Here is a 15,636-nt window from a genome sequence, read left to right as displayed (position 1 = left end):
TCTCAAATTATAATAATTTTCAAACTCATAAACCAAAACTCATAACTATTAAAATCCCTGCGCTTGAATAGCCGTTATAACAACAGTATTGATAATATCGTCTACCGTACAACCACGGCTTAAATCGTTTACGGGTTTGTTTAAACCTTGTAGCATCGGGCCAATGGCCAACGCTCCGGTTTCTCTCTGAACGGCTTTGTAGGTATTATTTCCTGTATTCAAATCCGGAAAAATAAGCACACTCGCCTGCCCTGCTACTTCAGAATCGGGCATTTTGCTTTTTCCAATTACTTTATCTACTGCTGCATCGTACTGAATAGGCCCTTCAATTTTTAAATCAGGGCGTTTTTGTTTTACAATTTCGGTGGCGGCTCTTACTTTCTCTACCTCATCACCTTTTCCTGACGAGCCAGAAGAGTAAGACAACATCGCTATTTTGGGCTCTATCCCAAACGCAGCGCTTGAATCTGCCGATGAAATAGCAATTTCTGCCAACTGTTCTGCCGTAGGATTTGGATTAATAGCACAGTCTCCAAAAACCGAAACACGATCTTCCAGACACATAAAAAACACCGATGAAACCACTGATGAATTTGGTTTGGTTTTGATGAATTGCAAAGCGGGTAAAATAGTATGTTGTGTGGTATGAGCCGCTCCGGAAACCATTCCGTCTGCGTGGCCTTTGTATACCATCATAGTGCCAAAATACGAAACATCTTCCATCAAATCTCTCGCCATTGTGATGGTTACATTTTTTGCTTTTCGAAGTTCATAATATGTATTAGCATAGTCTTCGTAAAATTCAGATTCTATCGGATTGATGATCGTTACTTTCGAAAAATCAAATGTAATTCCAAGTTCTGCTACTTTGTTTTCGATTTGTTTTTTATCTCCAATAATCGAAATATCCACGACATCCATTCCTAATAATCGTGAAGCTGCAATGATAATTCTTTCGTCATTACCTTCCGGTAGTACAATATGTTTACGATGTTGTTTGGCTCTTTTGACCATATTATACTGAAACATTTTTGGCGTCATGCCTTCTGCCTGAAACGTGATTAACCTTTCTGACAATGCTTCAACTTGTACATATTTTTCGAAAGTACTAATTGATGTTTCAATTTTATGGGTATTATTGGCGTAAATTTTTGACTTAATCGCCCCAATTCTATTCGTAATCGAATACGTTCCACCTTCAACTGAAATTATCGGAACAATGGCAGAAAGTCCTTCAATCAATTTTAAAATACTTTCTTCCGGAATAATATTACCTGTTAAAATAATCCCAGAAATAGTCGGATAATTAGCAGATTCATTCGCTTGTAAAGCCCCTAAGATAATGTCTGATCGATCGCCGGGCGTAATAACCAAAGCGTTATCGTGTAAATGAACTAAGTAATTGTGCAGCTGCATTGCTCCTACACTAAAATGCCCAATTTCGTTGTTTAAGTAATTGCTTCCAAATAATACCTTCGCATCCAGCTCATTGACAATTTCCTGCATGGTTGGGTTATTCAAACTAGAAATCAACGGAATGGTATTGATCAAAACGCTTTCGGGCAAACTTTTTCGTAAACCTTTGGTAACCAAATCAATATTTTCAATTTGCACTTTATTGGCAATAACCGATAAAACCTCTACTTCTTTTACTTTGAAAGAATCATAAACCAGGTACAAACTATCCACTAATTCTTCTAAGGTTTTGCCCACTCCCGATCCGATAATAATGGTTGGAATACCAAGATTCTTTGCAATCAGCACATTCAAATCCAGTTCTATCGAAGTTCCTTCGCCTGTAAAGCTTGTTCCTTCAACCAAAACAAAGTCAAAACGTTCCTCGAGACGTTTGTATTTTTCGATAATTAAATCTAAAACTTCGCCAATTTTACCTTTATTTTTCTTTTTGATTAATTTGCTTTTGGTAATCGCATACGCCTCTTCAAACTTAATATCAAGATTAAAATGTGAGAGGACAGTTTCGATATGATTGTCTAATTCTCCGTCTACAAAATCTTCAACAATTGGTCGAAAGTATCCTACTTTGGCTGTTTTACCAATCAAAATACTCATCAAACCCAGTGTAATAATTGATTTTCCGCTATTTTGATCGCTGGTGGCTATATATATCGCTTTACTCATAATTTTATATTTTGAAACTAAACAAATATCGTTTAAAAAGGATTTTTTATTATCGAAAAAAGTTAAAACCAGCGTCTTTTCTTAAAATAAACAATTAAGCCCACTACTAAGAATAACATCGCTCCCATTACTATAAAATATCCGTTTGTAGTATGAAGTTCCGGCATATTGTCGAAATTCATTCCATAAACGCCCACAATAAAAGTAAGTGGAATAAACACTGCCGAAATGATTGTGAGCGTTTTCATAATCTCATTCATTTTTCGGCTTTGTTCTGAAAAATAAAAATTTGAAGCACTCTCGAGCGAACTCATATCTGAATCGATCTGCTCTAAAAGTTCTAAACTTTTTTGATGTAACCGAACAAAAAAGCTAAAAGTTTCTTTTTCGATTCCGTTGTAAGTATCATCATCTTTAATAGTTTTCAAATAATACAAAGAATCTCGAAGCGGAATAATAGACCGTTTTAAAAAATTAAAATTATCACGATGATTTTCAATTTTTTCTAAAATAAAAGGATCCGCACTTTGCTTGGCCAAATTGATCAATTCTTCAATGCTTTCCTCCTCATCCTCAATGGTAATATAAAAATTTTCCATGACAGCATCTAGGAGTAAATAAAGCAAATAATCTACTTTTTTTGTTCTGACAATACCTGCATGTGTGCGAATTCGTTCGCGAATATGTGTAAAAAAGTCACTTCGCTTTTCTTGAAAAGAAAGAAGGATTCCATCTTTTAAAATAAAACTAAGCTGCTCGACTTTGAGACCGTCTGTAGATTCTGATGGCAAAAGTGATTTTATATTGAAGAATAAAACATCCTGTTGCTCTTCTAATTTTGTTCTTTTGGTAGTATTTAAAATATCAGCCAATAAAAAATCGTCTAGCTTAAAGTGGTCACCAAGCGTTTTTATTAGGTTAATATCATTTAATCCGTGAATATTGAGCCAATTATTTTTAGTGTAATCAATACAAGTATTGAGAGCTAATACGGTAAACTTTTCATATTCGATAATATCTGTATCGTTATACACAAAAAGTTGCATTTCGGTTGCATGATCTTTGTGCACTCCAGTATACTCTAAACTAGTGTGTTGAAGCTTTCTACCTTTCTTGTATTTTATTTTTCTCATCAAAATGATTTATAAAGTAATATTACAAAAAAGTTTCCGAAAAGGAAATGACAATTGTCATTTTGTATTGACTTACGGGCATAAAAAAACCGAGTCATTTCTGACTCGGTTTTCTTAATACTTAGTACTAATTACTTAATACTTATTTTACGGAATGTAATTTCTCATCAATCAAATATCTATAGTTTTTCAATCTGTCTGTAAATATCTTTTTTGCTTCTGATAATTTCAATGTTTCCAGAACACGATTCAGCGTTTTATTGGTTCGTTTCCCAACATTAAAGCTCAAAACTGTTCTAGAATTCTTTTCCAAGGCATAAACCAGCCAGATGTAATTTTTCTTGTGTCTAATATAAGTGCACAGCTCATCGACTTCATAAGTTTTGCCTTTGCTGATAATGGATTTGGAAATATTCCTGGCAATTGAAACGATTCTTTTCAATAATGTTGTGGCTGATATTTTCAGTATTCTTGCTATGCTTCTTATTCCTAATCCTTCTTTTGTTAATTGAATAATATTCTGATTTATATCTAATTTATAGGCTTGATATGTATAATTTTCTATAAAACGGTAAAAGCAAATTTCACAATAGTACAGTTGTTTACTGTTTTTAGTTTTTCTATTTTTAACAATTTTTTTCTTTCTATATCTTGGCGATTTATATCATCACTGACTCTGGAACACGAGGTAGCATTTTTACTCATTTTAGTTCTTTTAAGACAATATTAAAACAAAAAAGATGAGAATTACTGCTCATCTTTAATTTATTTTTTGCTATTATTTATTCTATTTCAACATGTTAGAAATGTAAAATCTAATATCACTAAATCTGAAACACTGTTCTTTTTTTTTGAGCATCAATTAATTTCCTCATGAACTCAATTTTATTAGTATCTAAACTCATTACTTGATTTATCCAAATATCAACAATTTCTATTAATTCATCGACTTTAAGCTTACTACAAACAGTCTCGAATTGATTTTTACTGGTAAAAATGTTCTTCGATTTTAGATCTATAGCATCAGCAATGCCTTTTTGAGTTTTTGCTATATGGGTTACCAATTTTAAATTGAACAACTCATGAGCATCCCATTTTTGTGAGGAATTGATCATTTCGTGAGATTTAAAAAAACCTACTTTTCTAGTAAGAAGACTATAAGCACCCATTCCCGGAAACGTGCCGAATAAAGATTCTGGAAAGCTAAATTTAACATGTTCTTCGGCAAGGATGTAATGTGTAGACAAGGCACACTCGAAACCTCCTCCAAAAGCATTTCCTTGTAATATAGATACTACTATTGCATTTGTTCTAAAGCCATTATTGATATCGCATACAATTTTAACACATTTATAAGCATAATCTCTTAATTGATGAACATCATTATTCTTAATACAGTTTAAAAACATTTCCAAATCTCCACCCATACTCCAAACTTTTTTGCTTGAAGATTTAAAAAAGACATGTGTTAGTTTTTTAGTTTCAATAATATTTTTTATGCTATCTAAAGAATCATAAAAATTACAAATTGTTTCATAAGAATAAAATAATTCATCATCAGAGCCTATTTCTATCCATAATATTTCATTTTTGTAATCATGTTTGATATTTATATTTTTTTTTATTTCCATTCTTTTTGTGCGCTTAACTTTAAAACTTTTCTTGTTTTTAAATAGTAGTATTTATTTTTAAATTTCATTAAGTAGCTATTGTTTATTAAAGTAAACCCAAACCACTTTTGAGTACATTGTCTTTTCTATTTACTCAATACTAAAGGCATACATAAAATCTTTTACACCAAAGTAATATTGTCCGATTTCCAAATCTTTTACAATTAAATAGTCTTATCCTTCTTTTATCTTTTTATATCATAAGTAATTTCATAGAAAGAAGTTGATGCAACAGTAGCTTTTGCCATTGTGGTGATAAATCTTATTTTGTCTTTTTTAATTTCAAATTTTTACCAAATCAAAAACTAAAGCTGCATCTTTCCTTTGGGTTACTTTTACTGTAAAGTCTGATTCTGCTTGTTTATAAATACTCACGTTTGATGAAACATCATTTAAGAAATAGCCACTTTCAGCTCCACACAATACTTAGCTATTGCCATTATGTTGTACTATGATTTTTGAAATCAGTTATATTCTTTTTTTGAGTCAAAATGAGCCAGTTAATCTTTACTCTCAAGCAGATAATCTAGTTATTCAATTTTAGTTTAATTGAATATTTTTATTACTAATTTATTGTTTTATCATCCCAGTACCAATCATACGAATTTTACCAATAATATTAATTGTAGAGGAACTTGTTGGGGAAGGTTTTACAGTAATATTATCACTTGCTAAACTAATATCAATAGTCAAATCGTTGCCATTAATCAACATATCAGTGCCAGCAATTTTCTCAACTGGCTTAATTTGCTTCTGTATTTGAATGAATGTCATTGTGCCACTACTACTGGTTACTTCTCCTTTATATTCTCTATCGAACCCTTCGTTGCCAGTAACTTTGATTGTTGCATTTGTTCCACTTCTACTTACAGTTACTTTTGCATTGTAAATGTACCCTAAGCTAGTAAAAGGATCATTTGCAACTTGAATATTTCCTGCAAATGTTCCTAGGTTGGTTCCTGGATTTGGTGCATCTGTACCATTGTTGTCATCATTGTTACTACATGATGTGATTGTTGCAATTGCGAATAAAAGTAATGCCGATTTAAAGATTGAATTTTTCATTTTTTTTGTTATTTGATTTTAAGTATTATTGTAAATTGTTAAATATTTGCTTATTCTGTTATCTGATTTCTTAATAAAAAGAACTTCTAAAAAGTTAAGCGGGAACTAATTTTTATTTTATAATTTGTAGGTAATACCAATTTTACCTACACTATTAACACTTCCCGTAACACATTCGATATTGATTGCGAAATTTTTATTGAAATAATATCTTGCCCCAATTTGAGCTCCAACTCCAAAGGGTTCATCAACAACTAGCAAATCGTTATTCTTTTTGTCATCTACAATCCAACAGTAATAATTTAGATTGACTCCTGCATAAAAGTCCCATTCTTTTGAAACTTTCAAAATTTCATTAAAATGATAATTTGCATTACCTTGAAAACCAATTATTGTACTTTTTATCCCATATATTTTATAGGATTGATAAGACGCTTCTGCTCCAATGGTTATTACTTCGGATAGACCATAGTCGGCACTAAAATAGACAGGACTTCCCCAAGAAGAAGTACCAAACCCAGCGTTAAGTTGAGTCTTTCCCTTTTCTAATGGCGACTGTGCATATGAAAATGAAACTAAGAAAATTGATAATGTTACTACGATTTTTTTCATGAATGAATTCTATGTGTTGTTTTTTATATGATTTAATAACAATGATTTGAAGATGAAAACTAATCACGGTTAAACTATTTTTTACGCTTTGTTTAGTCTTATTTAAACCTATAATTGGTAAAATTTATACTATTAGATAGTAACATTATCTAGTCTCAGTAAAATGCGTAAACAAAAACAAATGATTGATTTCTGTATCTTTAAGCAAATTTAATTTTACATTACTTTACAGCTCTTGACTTTTGGTAAGAAATCATTCTAATGATTTTTTTGATTTAATATCAGTTGGTCCGTATACAAAAGCACCGCCTGGACAATACAAAATGATTTTTTGTTCCTTTATAACATTTTCTGGAATTAGTTCCGTTAATATTGTTTCTTCGATATTTAATTTCTTGAATTCTTGATTTAATAGATGTTTTTATTATGAGTCTTTAGGTCGCTTTTTCTAAATTTTAAGTAATTAATAGGTGCTTTAGAAAAAATTGATTTTATTCCTTTTAATTTTATAAAAGTTATAACTATTTAGAATGAAATACTTTTCATTTTCTATTTAGAGATTGGTTAAATTCAAATTTAGGACACATTATGCTTGTAGAGACAAGTCTTTCGTATTATTGAGGTTTTTGGGCAGTCATAATGAATGAGTTGGTGTTTTCAGCGGTTATTTTAAATCCATTTTTTAAATAAAGTTGTATTGCTCTATTCCCTTTTAAAACACTAAGAGTAACTTTCAAGTTTTTACAGAATGCTTTTTCAAAAATTGAACTTAAAATTTTCTGACCAATTCCTTTTCTTTGATGTTTTGGATCGATTTGAATTTGGATTATTTCTATTTTTTCGGTGTTTTCTATGACTTTGAGAAAACCGACTTTTTCGTCATTATAGAAAATAATTTTAGCTTGATTGAAAAGATGCATTATTCTATTAATATTACTTTCTTTCGATACTTCCATCCCAGCATTTATGAGATGCTCAGTCATAGTCTCTTCTCTTAGACAAAGTAGATAATTGATATCTAACTCTGTTGCCTTTTTGAAAGTCAATTTTATTTTTTCCATTTCATTAAGTAATCCTCCATGGTGGATTTTTTCTGTTATCTCCTGCATAAAATAATTTGATTTTATTACTATCTGGATCTCTCAAAATTGCTTCTTTCCACAAGTATCTTTGATCTGTAGGAAGCTGTTCAAATTGAATACCTTTTTCGATCAATTCATTTACCTTTTGAGTTAAATCGTTGCTTTCAAAATATATGGTTGTTCCATAGTTAGTAAATTCATTTTCTGATAAACTTATTGAAAATGTAGCATCGCCTTCTGGGCATTCAAAACGAGCATAATGAGCTGATTTTACAATCAATATTAATCCTAACATTTGATAGAAGACAATTGATCTTTCAATATCCTTGACACTGACCGTTACTTGATTTAGATTCATTTTTTTTGATGTTTTATATATGAAAAAGTTTAGTAGATGTATCCATTATTCGTAATAAGATTCCTTATGCATCGGCAGTTTATATCTCTTGACCTATTAATTGTTGCATCTTTTATTTTACGCTAATTATCATTGTCAAATTGTCAAAATATTTACTATCTCGCTTGAAAAAATCTTTAATTATACCACATTCTTCAAATCCCATTTTTCTGTATAAGTTTAGTCCTAGTTCATTTTCTTTATAGACTTGTAACCAAACTAACTCTAATACGGGATTTCGTTTTGCCCATTCAATTGTCGAATGTAATAATCCAACACCAAGTCCAGCGTTTCTCCACTCCTTAAGCATTCCCATTCCGATAACTGCTGTATGTTCCATGATTTTTCTTCGACTTCCATTTAAGTCAATATTGCCAATTATTTCACTGTCATATTCAGCAACTAAAAGCAAAGAATTATTGCTTATCAAAAAAGCGTTTATCCATTCCTTTTTTTGTTCAATTGATAGGTTGATTTCCTGTTCAAGTTTTGGAACATACTCACTTTGTGGGATATAATTTTTTATACAATTTAGCAATTGTTCGGCATCGTCAATTTCAGCTTGTCTAATTGTCACAAGTTTTAGATTTTTTAGTTCTATTATTTTTGGTTTAAATTTCAGCATAGTGTTTGTTAAATTACAACAAATATTGCACTCATAGTGGCTCTTAGGCTTCAGCAGGCTATTGCTTGTATTTGTCGCATAACAAATTTTCTCCCTGCTTCCTGTGTCGGCATTAAATATTTTTCGCCCATATTTTATTTTGTCTTGATATAGTTTGGCCAGCCCGTTTGGGTTATATATAACTAATATATAGTCACTAAAAACCTTTACATATATTATCCCAAAATATTGTCCTTAAAGCATTTATACTTTTGTAAACATTCTCAAACACATACGCCTTTTAGATATAAAAATTATTATTTATTTTAATATTGCAATTATCTATTGTTTTTATTGGCTCATTTTCTATTATCGGTCAAGGGACTGGTAGCAAAATTGATTTACGATAGTTTTAAGATAAGAATAGTTAATGAAAAGTGTATAAAATAGGACAGGTTTCGACCTATCCTATTTTGGTGAAAATACTGATCATTAAAGATGATTTTTTGTTTACATCTTAGTAATCCCACTATGACTTATTTTACAGTGTACGATAGCTTACTGCTTTCGGATAAACTGAAAAAACCAATTGGAGCGTCTTGTTCATCATTTTGATTTTTTATGTTGCCTCTTACTTTTGTTGGTGGTACCTGAAAAGGCCCATTTGCTCCACCACTTGCATTGCCAATCAAGATTTTCATATAAGTATAATACCTTTCAGATACCCCATATAGTTTAAAATTGATCTGCATATCTTTTTTTAATTTTTCGTGCGAATAAATAAAATAAAGCAAGTTTCCTTCTGAAAATGTATCGGGTTGATAATCAAACTCTGGAAAAGCGTTTGCAGGACTTTGCACCTTTACTATGTAAAAATCTTTTTGATTGGCAATATCTGTACATTTAATTCTTATTCCAATTTGATCGTTGTTTAATCCAATTTTTATTTGTTCAACGTCATTACTAATTTCCGGTGTTTGCTTCAATTTTTCCTCTGCCGTGTACGTTTGCCCATTGTAGGTAACCGTCAATTTGTAGGTTTCGCCAATAACCGGAACAAAATTATTACACACATATTGTCCAGTTGGAGTGCCAGTATTCACTTCAACAAAATTAAATACCGTATTGGCACTATTAGTTACAATAACAGTAGCTCCAGAAACTTTTGGAACCTCCGTTTGATAATAGCCTGTAGTCTTTGTAAGTCTAATAGTTTGAATGTTTCCCGCTGTGCCTTTTTCCCAGTCTATTGCAGCATCAATTACTAGTTTTGGCGCAGCTGTTTTTAAATCGGGTGTTATTGTTTCTTCACAACTTATCAATAAAAGAACGGTAAGTAATAAAAATAATTTTTTCATTTTTTTTAGAATTTAAAGTTATAAGTAATTCCTGGCATAACGCCAAATATTGAGAATTGAACAGCTTCGCTTGCGGCTGTATCAGCATTTTGTCTGAAGTTTATGGATGCCGCATTTTGACGATTATATAGGTTGTATAAACTAAAAACCCATTCGCCTTGCCAACCTTTTTGTTTGTTTGGTTTTGGAACATAAGTTGCCGAAACATCTAGATGATGAAAAGCTGGTAGGCTATTTTCGTTTCGTAACCCGAAATTAGGAACACTAATGCCTTGGTAGTCAAATTTCCCATCTGGAAAGGTGCTTGGCTGACCAGATTGAAGTGTGAAAATAGCTCCATAACTCCATCTCTCATTCTTTTTATAAGTTGATGTTACGGATAAATTGTGTAGTTTATCAAATCCTGATTTATACCATTTTCCATCATTAATTCCAGTCTCGTTTGCATTTCTTCCCGGAGTTTGTTGTTCTGCTCTTGAAATAGTATAGGAAACCCAACCCTGTAATTTTCCTGTGTTTTTTCTTAAAAAGAATTCTAATCCATAAGAACGACCGATTCCATTCAATATGATTTGTTCAAGGTCGTTGTTCGCAATTAGTTCAGCACCATCAATATAATCTACTCGATTTTTCATTTTCTTATAAAATGATTCTATTTCAATCGAATATTTATCATCACTAAAATTTTTAAAATAGCCAATTGCAAATTGATCTAAAATTTGAGGTTTAAAAAAATTATCGCTAGGTGTCCAAATATCCAAAGGTGTAGGGGAACTTGTATTTGAAATTAGGTGTAAATATTGTGACATTCTATTGTAACTTGCTTTAAATGATTGATTATCATCAAATGCAAAAGCTAATGCTAATCGCGGTTCAAGATTATTAAAGTTTGTAATAGTTTTATTCTTACCATAGAACTTAGTACCAATTGGTGTGGCCTTTTCATATATTTTTGCATCGTTGTTGAAAACAACTGCTTGATTGTTGGTATAAATATTTACTACTTGTTCACCAAGTCTAGTAAAATTGCTAAAACGCAATCCATAGTTTATTGAAAACCGATCTGAAAGTTTTTGATCCACATCAAAATAGGCAGCGTTTTCAATAGCGAATTTTCTGTCTAATTGTCTTGCTATAATCCCCGAATTTGAACTTGTTGGTACAATTGTGCCAGGATTGAATTCATAGTATTGTGCATTTACACCATAAGTAAGCTTTAAGGCATTACCTAAATAGTGTTTAAAGTCATATTTTAGATTGAAATTTTTGATATCACTTTGCCAGTCAAACTTAAAAAAATCAAGGTTTAAGCCGTAATAATAGTTACTATAGATTACTGATAGATTAGAAAACAATTTATCTGAAAACAAATGATTCCAACGTAGATTTACAAATGAATTTCCATAGGTATTTATAAAGCCACCACTCAAATCAAATTGATCACGACCAAAATAGCCAGAAAGAAATAAGGTATTTTTATCGTTTAGCTTATAGTTTAATTTAGTGTTCAAATCGTAGAAATAAGCTGAATTCTTGTTATCGGCTAATTTTAAAAACAAATGACCATAGGTGCCACGACCGGCAACTAAAAATGAGCCTTTTCCGCCAGAAATTGGACCTTCTGCCATTAATCTACTAGAAATTAAACCAATGCCACCAGTATATTTATACTCTTCTTTGTTACCTTCTTTTTGATAAATATCTAAAACGGAAGATAATCGTCCACCAAATCTTGCTGGGATACCGCCTTTATATAGTTTTAGATCCTTAATCGCATCGGAATTAAAAACAGAGAAAAATCCAAATAGGTGTGATGAATTGTAAATAGTCGCTTCGTCAAGTAGTATCAAATTCTGATCAGCACTACCACCACGAACATTAAATCCAGATTGGCCTTCGCCTGCATTGGTAACCCCTGGAAGTTGAAGTATTGATTTTATGATATCTACTTCACCTAATACAGCGGGCATTTTTTTTATGGTTTGAATTGATAGTTTATTAACACTCATTTCGGAGTTTTTGATTTCGGAGCGTTTTTTATAGCTGTCAACTTTGACTTCCTCTAGTGTTTGGTTGTTTTCGGTTAGCGCAAAATCTTTTTTTACATTTTGAGTTACTAAAATCTTCTCTTCGAGGGTTTCAAAACCTAAATAACTAATTTTTAAGGTATACTCTCCTTTTGGAATTGTTAATGAATAAAAACCATATTCATTCGTATTGGTTCCGACTTTCAATTCAACAATATATACGTTGGCTCCAAACAATGTTTCGGTCGTTTTTGCATCCTTTAATGTACCATTAATAGTGAATTTTTCTTGAGCTTTTATACTATTAGCGACAAAAAAAGCAAATAGTAGCAACAATATTTTTTTCATTTTTTTTATTTTTTTTGAATTAATATTTTAAAATTTAGGTTGTATTTATGTTTATATAAAGATTCTGAAGGCTAATTGAAATACAGAATTTCTATGGCTGACTTAATTTTTTTAGTTAAACTCATACTATATCTAGGTATAAGATCCTTTCCTAACTATTTAAGTATCATCATAAATAGTATGAGAAGGTATAAAGACAGTCAAGCAAAGTGTTGGAACTACTTTTGTTACTTTTTTTACAATTTTATTCTTCATTCATTTTTTATGCAAAACTAAAATTGAATCTTCTTAACCCACTTAACAAATGATAAGAAAAATGATTATTTAGTAGGTGGTTATTTTTTAATTTGCTAGTTTTGAAAATCTAATAAAAATGATTAATTTTATGAGCATAGCACTTCAAAACACTGAACTATCTGAAAAAGAACTCAGACAAATAGTCATAGATTTTATTAGTAATTTTGGAATGTTAACATCTGAAGAAATTGAGGCACTTGCTGACTTAATTCAGGTAAAACAGTTTAAAAAAGGTACTTTTTTATATAAAGAAGGCGAAAATTGGGATAATTGTTATTGTATCTTGAAAGGAGCTCTGCGTGAGTTTGTACTGGTTGATGGTGTTGAAAAAACAATACATTTTTTCTTTGAATACGAATCAGCTGTTAAGTTTACCTGTCATCAATATAAGAATTTGGCTGATAGTAGCTTGATATGCTTAGAAGACAGTATTGTAATAGTTGGAAATTATGACCCCGTTCAAGAAGCAGAAATTTATAAAAAATTTCCAAACTTACAAGAAATAACGAGAATGGCAACTGAACAAGATTTTGGTAAGATGCAAGATTTTTTGTCAAGTTTTATGACTTCAACGCCAACTCAACGCTATGAAGATTTAATTACTACTCGACCTGATATATTACAGCGGGTTCCATTACATCAAATTGCTAGTTACATTGGTGTTACTCCCGAATCTTTGAGCAGGATTAGAAAAAAGATTGTTTCAAAGTAGTTTGCTTTTTTAAAATAAGCCAAAATGCTAAAACCAATTCGCCTAAAGCCATTGGCAAACTCAAAATCATTTCTACGTTTTCTTTATATAGTAAATAATCCTTAAATAAAATATTCATTACATTATTCAAAATGTAACAAAATGCTGCTACTATTGTAAATATTCCAATATAGTTTGGGATTGTTTTAGATTTAATGATAATATAGCCAAGTAACAAAAGATGTAATCCAAAAACAATCAGGCTAATAGACCAAATTTCTAAAAAAGCACTCAAAAAATTCATTATATAATCGTTATTTTGATTTTGAGATCTTATTAATTGTAACATTACTATTAAACAAGATATTGCAATTCCTAACAAACTTGAATAAACCAATCTTAATACACAGCAAATTTTGGTAATGAATTTGCTCGTGGTTTCAAAAAAATCATAAAGCGCTATTGATACTAAAATATCCAAAACTAAAATTACAATAAATAGAAAAATAAATATTCTAAATTGTTGCTCAAAATTTTTTAAGTTAGTTAATGTTTCTTGGGAATTACTTGGTACATATATATTTTTAAACAAATATCCATAAGCTATACCAGCAATAATCGCCATAAGTAATAAAGAATACCCTATAATTTTACCCACTTCATGATTTTTCATATTTTTTTTATTTTAATTTATATTTTTTATGGCTAATATATAACGTCATTGAACTTGTTGATGAAATTTTAATTCAATTTATCAAAAGTGACCTTAGCATTCAAACAGCAAAATTTTTTAATTAAATTTAGTTATATTGTATCCTACAGCTAACTTTTCCAACATTTTAGCAGTTACGACCTAAACGAATTTAATTCTATCTTCTATATAAAGTATAATCATAAAATATATATTCTCTTCACTAAAAATTTCGCTAATGCACAAATACATTGTTATATATAGAACTTACTTGGATAAGTTAAATTATTTACCATATCATTAATCACGTTTTCGATAGCTTTTGGCTGTTCTTGATTAATACAATGACCACTCTTGGGAACAAAGATTTGTTTGCTTTTTGTTGAAAGTAATAAAAAATCACTTTGCATTTTATCCCAAGAATTTATCATTTCCAGTTTTAATTTATCATCTTTTATAAAAGAATTATAGCGTTTATTATCTGTAGTAGTCAATACATAAAGAGGAATGTTACCAAAAGAGTTTATTTTTGATGCTTCCTTTTTCATAGAACTCATCTTATCTTGCTCTTCCAACACTGCGTATGCACTTTTATATAGTAAAGCGGGCATTATAGAATTTTGATATTCGTATTGTTTACCATTCGGAAACATACTTTTGAACATTAGTCTAGCGAGGCCAAATGTATTGGCAAATTTCAAAAAACCTCCTGGCAATCCTTGATTTACCATTTTAAATAGTTTGGTAGATGAATATTTTTCATCATTGGGACATTGAGTATCGACTAATAAAACTCCTGCAATATCGTCAGGATATTTGTTGACAAAAAATCGGACGAGTGTTCCTCCAAATGAATGCCTCACAAGAATGCAAGGTTTTGGAGCGTTAGATTTTTCTAGTAATAGATGTAATTCTTTGGCAATTTCCTCACCTGACTTGGGGTTATTACCTCTATCACTCCATAAAACTCCTGCTCTGTCATAGGAAATACTAGTGTAATTAATTGGTAATTTCTCTTGAATATGATACCATTGTAAGTGTCCAGATGGATCAAAAGCTGCTTCAAATACAACTGTTGGTCCACCACTTCCTTTTTTGTAATAATGGAGGCGATGATATTCAAGGTTTACAAAGTTACCATTAGGATTAATTTTTTCAGCCTTATTTCGGGATGCTTTTTCAAAAAAAAATCCAATAAAAAGTAATAATAGCAACAGTATAATTAAGCCTAAGCCGATTCGTTTTGACCATTTAAAAATTTTTTTCATGTCTTTTTATGCAAATATATATTTTTGTTTTAAACATAAAATTGACTTAAGATAAGTTCATCTAGATTGCATAGTAAACGTAAATAATGTTTTATAGCAGTTTAAAGTGGCTTTCTCTTCGGCAACAATTGAAAATACTATTGAAACTTTTTAGTCCAATTGTTTAAATCTAGTATGTTCCAAATCTCTATTTACTTCTTTAAAAATGGTCAAAATAATTACTAAATTTAATTCTACTATTTTTTTATCAA

13 protein-coding genes and 1 pseudogene are annotated in these 15,636 nt (G+C 30.6%); 1 reads left to right on the top strand and 13 read right to left on the bottom strand.

Features of this window, described 5'->3' with window-relative positions; all coding sequences use genetic code 11:
• Positions 1 to 48: 48 nt before the first annotated feature.
• The 11 genes and pseudogenes from pta to J3495_RS11045 all read right to left on the bottom strand — a co-directional run bounded on the left by pta (position 49) and on the right by J3495_RS11045 (position 12,438).
• Entirely contained in the window at positions 49 to 2,142 is a 2,094-nt protein-coding gene (pta, locus tag J3495_RS11095) for a phosphate acetyltransferase (RefSeq protein ID WP_210666624.1), read from the bottom strand.
• A 62-nt stretch (positions 2,143 to 2,204) separates the two neighbouring features.
• The gene (gene corA / locus J3495_RS11090) at positions 2,205 to 3,275 is read right to left on the bottom strand and encodes a magnesium/cobalt transporter CorA (RefSeq protein ID WP_210666623.1); all 1,071 of its coding nucleotides are present in this window, start codon (positions 3,273 to 3,275) and stop codon (positions 2,205 to 2,207) included.
• 145 nt (positions 3,276 to 3,420) lie between these two features.
• Positions 3,421 to 3,909, bottom strand: a pseudogene (locus tag J3495_RS11085) (IS1 family transposase); the annotation flags it as partial.
• A 190-nt stretch (positions 3,910 to 4,099) separates the two neighbouring features.
• Positions 4,100 to 4,957 carry a crotonase/enoyl-CoA hydratase family protein gene (locus J3495_RS11080; protein ID WP_317192638.1) on the bottom strand — a complete coding sequence of 286 codons (858 nt, stop codon included), beginning with the start codon at positions 4,955 to 4,957 and terminating at the stop codon, positions 4,100 to 4,102.
• Positions 4,958 to 5,515: 558 nt separating this feature from the next.
• A complete protein-coding gene (locus tag J3495_RS11075) occupies positions 5,516 to 6,010 on the bottom strand; it encodes a hypothetical protein (RefSeq protein ID WP_210666621.1) in 495 nt (164 codons plus the stop codon).
• A gap of 117 nt (positions 6,011 to 6,127) precedes the next feature.
• Positions 6,128 to 6,622: an outer membrane beta-barrel protein gene (locus J3495_RS11070; RefSeq protein WP_210666620.1), complete on the bottom strand. Its 495-nt coding sequence runs from the start codon at positions 6,620 to 6,622 to the stop codon at positions 6,128 to 6,130.
• Positions 6,623 to 7,236: 614 nt separating this feature from the next.
• On the bottom strand, positions 7,237 to 7,731 hold the full coding sequence (locus J3495_RS11065; RefSeq protein WP_210666619.1) for a GNAT family N-acetyltransferase: 495 nt from the start codon (positions 7,729 to 7,731) through the stop codon (positions 7,237 to 7,239).
• Positions 7,688 to 8,062 (bottom strand): VOC family protein, encoded by a 375-nt coding sequence (locus tag J3495_RS11060; protein WP_210666618.1) that lies wholly within the window; start codon positions 8,060 to 8,062, stop codon positions 7,688 to 7,690. Before J3495_RS11060 ends, J3495_RS11065 begins: the two co-directional genes overlap by 44 nt.
• A 112-nt stretch (positions 8,063 to 8,174) precedes the next feature.
• Positions 8,175 to 8,726 carry a GNAT family N-acetyltransferase gene (locus J3495_RS11055; RefSeq protein ID WP_210666617.1) on the bottom strand — a complete coding sequence of 184 codons (552 nt, stop codon included), beginning with the start codon at positions 8,724 to 8,726 and terminating at the stop codon, positions 8,175 to 8,177.
• Positions 8,727 to 9,241: 515 nt separating this feature from the next.
• On the bottom strand, positions 9,242 to 10,063 hold the full coding sequence (locus J3495_RS11050; RefSeq protein ID WP_210666616.1) for a DUF4249 domain-containing protein: 822 nt from the start codon (positions 10,061 to 10,063) through the stop codon (positions 9,242 to 9,244).
• A 5-nt stretch (positions 10,064 to 10,068) separates the two neighbouring features.
• Positions 10,069 to 12,438, bottom strand: a complete 2,370-nt coding sequence (locus tag J3495_RS11045) for a TonB-dependent receptor (RefSeq protein WP_210666615.1) — start codon at positions 12,436 to 12,438, stop codon at positions 10,069 to 10,071.
• Positions 12,439 to 12,823: 385 nt separating this feature from the next.
• On the opposite strand from J3495_RS11045, the gene J3495_RS11040 reads away from it, so the two are divergent.
• Positions 12,824 to 13,447 (top strand): Crp/Fnr family transcriptional regulator, encoded by a 624-nt coding sequence (locus tag J3495_RS11040; protein ID WP_210666614.1) that lies wholly within the window; start codon positions 12,824 to 12,826, stop codon positions 13,445 to 13,447.
• Here J3495_RS11040 and J3495_RS11035 read toward each other — a convergent pair.
• Both J3495_RS11035 and J3495_RS11030 read right to left on the bottom strand, forming a co-directional pair.
• Positions 13,422 to 14,099, bottom strand: coding sequence for a DUF4386 domain-containing protein (locus J3495_RS11035; RefSeq protein ID WP_210666613.1), 678 nt, complete (start codon positions 14,097 to 14,099; stop codon positions 13,422 to 13,424). The two genes, J3495_RS11040 and J3495_RS11035, sit on opposite strands and share 26 nt — an antisense overlap.
• A 272-nt stretch (positions 14,100 to 14,371) precedes the next feature.
• Positions 14,372 to 15,385 (bottom strand): alpha/beta hydrolase, encoded by a 1,014-nt coding sequence (locus tag J3495_RS11030; protein ID WP_210666612.1) that lies wholly within the window; start codon positions 15,383 to 15,385, stop codon positions 14,372 to 14,374.
• Positions 15,386 to 15,636: the final 251 nt, after the last annotated feature.

It is taken from the genome of Flavobacterium geliluteum (assembly GCF_017948595.1).
Classification (GTDB): domain Bacteria; phylum Bacteroidota; class Bacteroidia; order Flavobacteriales; family Flavobacteriaceae; genus Flavobacterium; species Flavobacterium flavipigmentatum.
This window is presented reverse-complemented; position numbering and strand designations above follow the sequence as displayed.